Genomic DNA, 4,747 nt, shown 5'->3' with positions numbered 1-4,747 from the left:
AGGGCGCCGCGCCCGCGCGGCGCCGCCCGTCACTCGTCGACGACCCGGTCCACCTGGGTCGTGGTGTGCCGCAGGATCGCCCGCAGCTCGTCCCCGACCTTGGGGCCCTTGGCCTCGGCCGGCACGAACAGGATCGACACCTGCATGTGCGGCGGCTCGGCGAACCACCGCTGCTTGCCGTCCCACACGAACGGCGACAGATTGCGGTTGACGGTGGCCAGCCCGGCCCGCGCCATCCCCTTCGCCCGCGAGGACATGCCGTGCAGCGCCTTGGGCGCCTCCAGGCCGACCCCGTGCGAGGTGCCCCCGGCGACGACCGCCAGCCAGCCGTCCCCCGGCGCCTTCTGCTGCCGGTACCCGAAGCGGTCGCCCTTGGCCACCGGCGTCACATCCAGCACCGCGCCCCGGTACTCCGTCGCGGTGTGATCGCCCAGCCACAGCCGGGTGCCGATCCGCGCCCGGAACCGGGTCTGCGGGAACTGCTGGCGCAGCCGGGACAGTTCCTCGGCGCTCAGATGGCTCACGAACATCGTGTCCAGCGGCAGCCGGGCGGCCCGCAGCCGGTCCATCCAGCCGATGACCTCCTCCACGCCGTCGGTGCCGTCCGTACGGTCCAGCGGCAGGTGGATCGCGAAACCCTCCAGCCTGACGTCCTCCAGCGCGGCCCCCAGCTTGCCCAGGTCCGCCGGCGTCACCCCGTGCCGGCGCATGGAACTCATCACCTCGACGACGACCCGGGACCCCACCAGCCCGTACACGCCGTCCACCGAGGAGGCCGAGCGGATCACCCGATCGGGGAGCGGCACCGGCTCCTCGCTGCGCCGGTACGGGGTGAGCACCAGCAGATCGCCGCTGAAGCGGTCCTTCATCGCCTCGGCCTCGTACGCCGTGCCGACCGCCAGCGTCTCGATGCCCAGCTCGGTGACCTCCTCGGCCAGCCGGTCGTGGCCGAAACCGTAGCCGTTGCCCTTGCAGACCGGCACCAGGTCGGGGAAGTCGGCGACGATCTTCCGCTGGTGCGCCCGCCAGCGGTCGGTGTCGACGTAAAGGGTGAGCGCCATGGCCGGGAGAGACCCTTCTGTTGGGGTTGTACGAGGGGTGCGTGGGGGAGGGGGATCAGCGCCGCGACATGTAGATGTCGAGCGCCTTGTGCAGCAGCTTGTTCAGCGGGAAATCCCACTCGCCCAGATACTCCGCCGCCTCCCCGCCCGTACCCACCTTGAACTGGATCAGGCCGAAGAGGTGGTCGGTGTCCTCCAGCGAGTCGCCGATGCCCCGCAGGTCGTACACGTGCGCCCCCAGCGCGTGGGCGTCCTGGAGCATGCGCCACTGCATCGCATTCGACGGGCGCACCTCGCGCTTGTGGTTGGCGGACGCACCGTACGAATACCACACATGGCCGCCCACGATCAGCATGGTGGCGGCGGCCACCGGCTCCCCCTCGTGCTTGGCGATGTACAGCCGCATGCGGTCCGGGTCCTCGGCGTTGAGCGCCTTCCACATCCGCTCGAAGTACGCCAGCGGGCGCGGCCGGAACTTGTCGCGGACGGCGGTGACCTCGTACAGCTCCTGCCACACCGGCAGGTCGTCGTACCCGCCGCGCACCACCTCGACGCCGGCCTTCTCGGCCTTCTTGATGTTGCGGCGCCACAGCTGGTTGAAGCCCTTGTGGACCTCCTCCAGGGAACGGTCCTTGAGCGGGATCTGGAAGACGTAGCGGGGCTGGACGTCGCCGAAACCGGCGCCCTCGTCCTCGCCCTGCTGCCAGCCCATCCGGCGCAGCTTGTCGGAGACCTCGAAGGCGCGCGGCTCCAGCTCGCTGGCCTCGACATCGCGCAGCCGCTTGACCTCGGGGTTCTGGATGCCGGCCTTGATGGCCGCGGCGTTCCAGCGACGGATGACGACCGGCGGGCCCATCTTGACCGAGAAGGCGCCCTGCTTCTTGAGGTGGGCGAGCATCGGGCGCAGCCACTCCTCCAGGTTGGGCGCGAACCAGTTGATGGTGGGGCCCTCGGGGAGGTAGGCGAGGTAGCGCTTGACCTTGGGCAGCTGGCGGTAGAGGACCAGGCCGGCGCCCACGCAGACGCCGTTGCCGTCGAACCAGCCCAGGGATTCGGAGCGCCACTCGGCCTTGACGTCGCCCCAGGCAGGTACCTGCATGTGGCTGGCCGCCGGCAGCGAGCGGACATACGCCAGATGCTCCTCGCGGCTGATGGTCCTCAGGGTCAGGCTCATTCGGGGCGCTCCTTGGGCGTCTGTCGCGGCGTCTGGCGGGAAGCCTAGCGGCGCGGCGGGCGCGCGGGGCGCGGTGGCCTGCCCGGGAGGCGGGTTCGGGCGGCTGCCGGGCGGGGATCGGACCGGTTCCGGCCAGGTCTCAGCCGGGTCTCAGCCCCGGTTCCGGCCCGGGATCAGCCCAGGACGCCGCCGAAGAGACCGCCGTGCGCCATGGCGAGGTAGAAGCCGGTGGCGGCGGCACCCAGGCCGATGACCAGGACGAACCGTTCGGCGGTGGTGGCGGAGATCAGCTGGCCCCAGCCGCCGGTCACGATGCCGGCCAGGCCGATCCAGGAGGCCGGCAGGTGCATGCCGTGCCACAGGGAGAGGATCAGCGCGACCGGGCCGAGGACGGCCGTGATGGCGGCGAGGGTGTTGGGGAGGGGGTGGGGGTGGCCGTCGGAATTGAAGACGCTGCCGAGTGTCATGTGGGCCATGGGGCACCTCCTGCGGAGCGCTGGGAAGCCGTGTACCCGATCCATCCAGGTTGCTCGCGCGGGGGCCGGATTTCAACCGGAAGGGGCGGGGCGGGTACGGTGTACTGTCCCGTGTTCCGTCACTGACGGCAGGGGATACGCATCACGACCCTCCTGCCACGGATCGTCCGTGGCCGCCTGAGTCCAGAGGAGGTGGGTTCCTTCATGCGTCACTACGAGGTGATGATCATCCTCGACCCCGATCTTGAGGAGCGCGCTGTCGCCCCCCTGATCGAGAGCTTCCTTGCCGTGGTCCGCCAGGGCGACGGCAAGGTGGAGAAGATCGACACGTGGGGTCGCCGTCGGCTCTCCTACGAGATCAACAAGAAGCCCGAGGGCATCTACTCCGTCATCGACCTGCAGGCAGCCCCCGAGACCGTCAAGGAACTCGACCGGCAGCTGAACCTCAACGAGTCGGTTCTGCGGACCAAGGTCCTCCGTCCCTCCACCCACTGAGCGAGCACGCTCCGCGGGATCAGCGGGACACCGAGTAGCGATGTCAGTGCCATAAGTAATCATCGCAGCAACAGCAGTTAGCACCCCGCCGAGAGGTTCACCATGGCAGGCGAGACCGTCATCACGGTTGTCGGCAATCTGGTCGACGACCCCGAGCTGCGCTTCACCCCCTCAGGTGCGGCGGTCGCGAAGTTCCGTGTCGCGTCCACGCCGCGCATCTTCGACCGGCAGAGCAACGAGTGGCGGGACGGCGAGAGCCTGTTCCTGACCTGCTCGGTCTGGCGGCAGGCGGCGGAGAACGTCGCCGAGTCCCTCACCAAGGGGACCCGTGTCATCGTGCAGGGCCGGCTCAAGCAGCGGTCGTACGACGACCGGGAGGGCGTCAAGCGCACGGTCTTCGAGCTGGAGGTCGACGAGGTCGGTGCCAGCCTGAGGAACGCGACGGCCAAGGTCACCCGGACCAGCGGCGGCGGCCGCGGTGGTCAGAGCGGTGGCTGGGGCGGTGGCGGCGGCCAGGGCCAGCAGGGCGGTGGCGGCGGCGCTCCGGGCAATGACCCGTGGGCGACCGGCGCACCGGCCGGCGGTGGCCAGCAGGGCGGCGGCGGTGGTGGCGGCTGGGGCGGTGGCTCCGGCGGCGGCTACTCGGACGAGCCCCCGTTCTGAGGCCCGTACGCGGGCTGAGGGGAACGGCCGGGTTCGGCTCTTCACTTCTTTTTGAGATCAACGGAGAAAAACATGGCGAAGCCGCCTGCGCGCAAGCCGAAGAAGAAGGTTTGCGTGTTCTGCAAGGAGAAGATCTCCTACGTGGACTACAAGGACACGAACCTGCTGCGGAAGTTCATTTCCGACCGCGGCAAGATCCGTGCCCGTCGGGTGACCGGCAACTGCACCCAGCACCAGCGCGATGTCGCCACGGCTGTGAAGAACAGCCGTGAGATGGCGCTGCTGCCCTACACCTCGACCGCGCGCTAAGGAAGGGTGGTTAGCAGCATGAAGATCATCCTGACGAGCGAGGTCTCCGGCCTGGGTACGGCCGGTGACGTCGTCGAGGTGAAGGACGGGTACGCCCGTAACTACCTGCTCCCCCGTGGTGTCGCGATCCGCTGGACCCGGGGTGGCGAGAAGGACGTCGAGCAGATCCGGCGGGCGCGGAAGATCCGCGAGATCGCCACGATCGAGCAGGCGAACGACATCAAGGCCGAGCTGGAGAAGGTCACGGTCCGGCTGAAGGTCCGTGCCGGTTCCGGCGGCCGGCTGTTCGGTTCGGTCACCCCGGCGGACATCGTCTCCGCGGTGAAGACCTCCGGTGGCCCGGATGTCGACAAGCGCCGTATCGAGCTGAGCAACCCGATCAAGAGCCTGGGCACCCACCAGGTCTCGGTCCGCCTCCACCCGGAGGTCGTGGCCAAGGTCGGTCTGCACGTCGACGCGTCGGCGAAGTAAGGACCCGGCGGCCCCGCGCGGGCCGCACTCCTGCGGCGCCGGCCGCGTTCCCGTCCAGCAGGGCGGGGCGCCGCCCGGGCCGGTTCGCCGGCGAGGGC

The 4,747-nt window shown here is 69.8% G+C and carries 7 protein-coding genes; 4 read left to right on the top strand and 3 right to left on the bottom strand.

The window, feature by feature from the left end:
* Positions 1-29: 29 nt before the first annotated feature.
* The 3 genes from ACFV5N_RS10550 to ACFV5N_RS10540 form a co-directional block, all read right to left on the bottom strand.
* Positions 30-1,061, bottom strand: coding sequence for an alanine racemase (locus tag ACFV5N_RS10550; protein ID WP_375061301.1), 1,032 nt, complete (start codon positions 1,059-1,061; stop codon positions 30-32).
* A gap of 55 nt (positions 1,062-1,116) precedes the next feature.
* The gene (locus ACFV5N_RS10545; protein ID WP_385596868.1) at positions 1,117-2,235 is read right to left on the bottom strand and encodes a lipid II:glycine glycyltransferase FemX; all 1,119 of its coding nucleotides are present in this window, start codon (positions 2,233-2,235) and stop codon (positions 1,117-1,119) included.
* A 173-nt stretch (positions 2,236-2,408) separates the two neighbouring features.
* Complete coding sequence (locus tag ACFV5N_RS10540; protein WP_385596867.1) at positions 2,409-2,711, bottom strand: hypothetical protein; 303 nt, start codon at positions 2,709-2,711, stop codon at positions 2,409-2,411.
* A gap of 204 nt (positions 2,712-2,915) precedes the next feature.
* Between ACFV5N_RS10540 and rpsF the strand changes: the two genes are divergently transcribed.
* The 4 genes from rpsF to rplI all read left to right on the top strand — a co-directional run bounded on the left by rpsF (position 2,916) and on the right by rplI (position 4,649).
* Positions 2,916-3,206 (top strand): 30S ribosomal protein S6, encoded by a 291-nt coding sequence (gene rpsF / locus ACFV5N_RS10535; protein WP_026047156.1) that lies wholly within the window; start codon positions 2,916-2,918, stop codon positions 3,204-3,206.
* A 102-nt stretch (positions 3,207-3,308) separates the two neighbouring features.
* Positions 3,309-3,869 (top strand): single-stranded DNA-binding protein, encoded by a 561-nt coding sequence (locus ACFV5N_RS10530; protein WP_385596864.1) that lies wholly within the window; start codon positions 3,309-3,311, stop codon positions 3,867-3,869.
* Positions 3,870-3,941: 72 nt separating this feature from the next.
* On the top strand, positions 3,942-4,178 hold the full coding sequence (gene rpsR / locus ACFV5N_RS10525; protein ID WP_003978893.1) for a 30S ribosomal protein S18: 237 nt from the start codon (positions 3,942-3,944) through the stop codon (positions 4,176-4,178).
* 18 nt (positions 4,179-4,196) lie between these two features.
* The gene (gene rplI, locus ACFV5N_RS10520) at positions 4,197-4,649 is read left to right on the top strand and encodes a 50S ribosomal protein L9 (RefSeq protein ID WP_019432202.1); all 453 of its coding nucleotides are present in this window, start codon (positions 4,197-4,199) and stop codon (positions 4,647-4,649) included.
* Positions 4,650-4,747 lie beyond the last annotated feature (98 nt).

The sequence above is a fragment of the Streptomyces sp. NPDC059853 genome (genome assembly GCF_042731495.1).
Taxonomy (GTDB): Bacteria; Actinomycetota; Actinomycetes; order Streptomycetales; family Streptomycetaceae; genus Streptomyces.
The sequence above is the reverse complement of the archived record's forward strand: the minus strand, read 5'-3'. Positions and strand labels throughout refer to the sequence as shown.

Coding starts and splice junctions, on each gene's coding strand:
- rplI (WP_019432202.1), top strand. CDS start 4,197: ATGAAGATCATCCTGACGAGCGAGGTCTCCGGCCTGGGTACGGCCGGT.
- ACFV5N_RS10530 (WP_385596864.1), top strand. CDS start 3,309: ATGGCAGGCGAGACCGTCATCACGGTTGTCGGCAATCTGGTCGACGAC.
- rpsR (WP_003978893.1), top strand. CDS start 3,942: ATGGCGAAGCCGCCTGCGCGCAAGCCGAAGAAGAAGGTTTGCGTGTTC.
- ACFV5N_RS10540 (WP_385596867.1), bottom strand. CDS start 2,711: ATGGCCCACATGACACTCGGCAGCGTCTTCAATTCCGACGGCCACCCC.
- ACFV5N_RS10545 (WP_385596868.1), bottom strand. CDS start 2,235: ATGAGCCTGACCCTGAGGACCATCAGCCGCGAGGAGCATCTGGCGTAT.
- rpsF (WP_026047156.1), top strand. CDS start 2,916: ATGCGTCACTACGAGGTGATGATCATCCTCGACCCCGATCTTGAGGAG.
- ACFV5N_RS10550 (WP_375061301.1), bottom strand. CDS start 1,061: ATGGCGCTCACCCTTTACGTCGACACCGACCGCTGGCGGGCGCACCAG.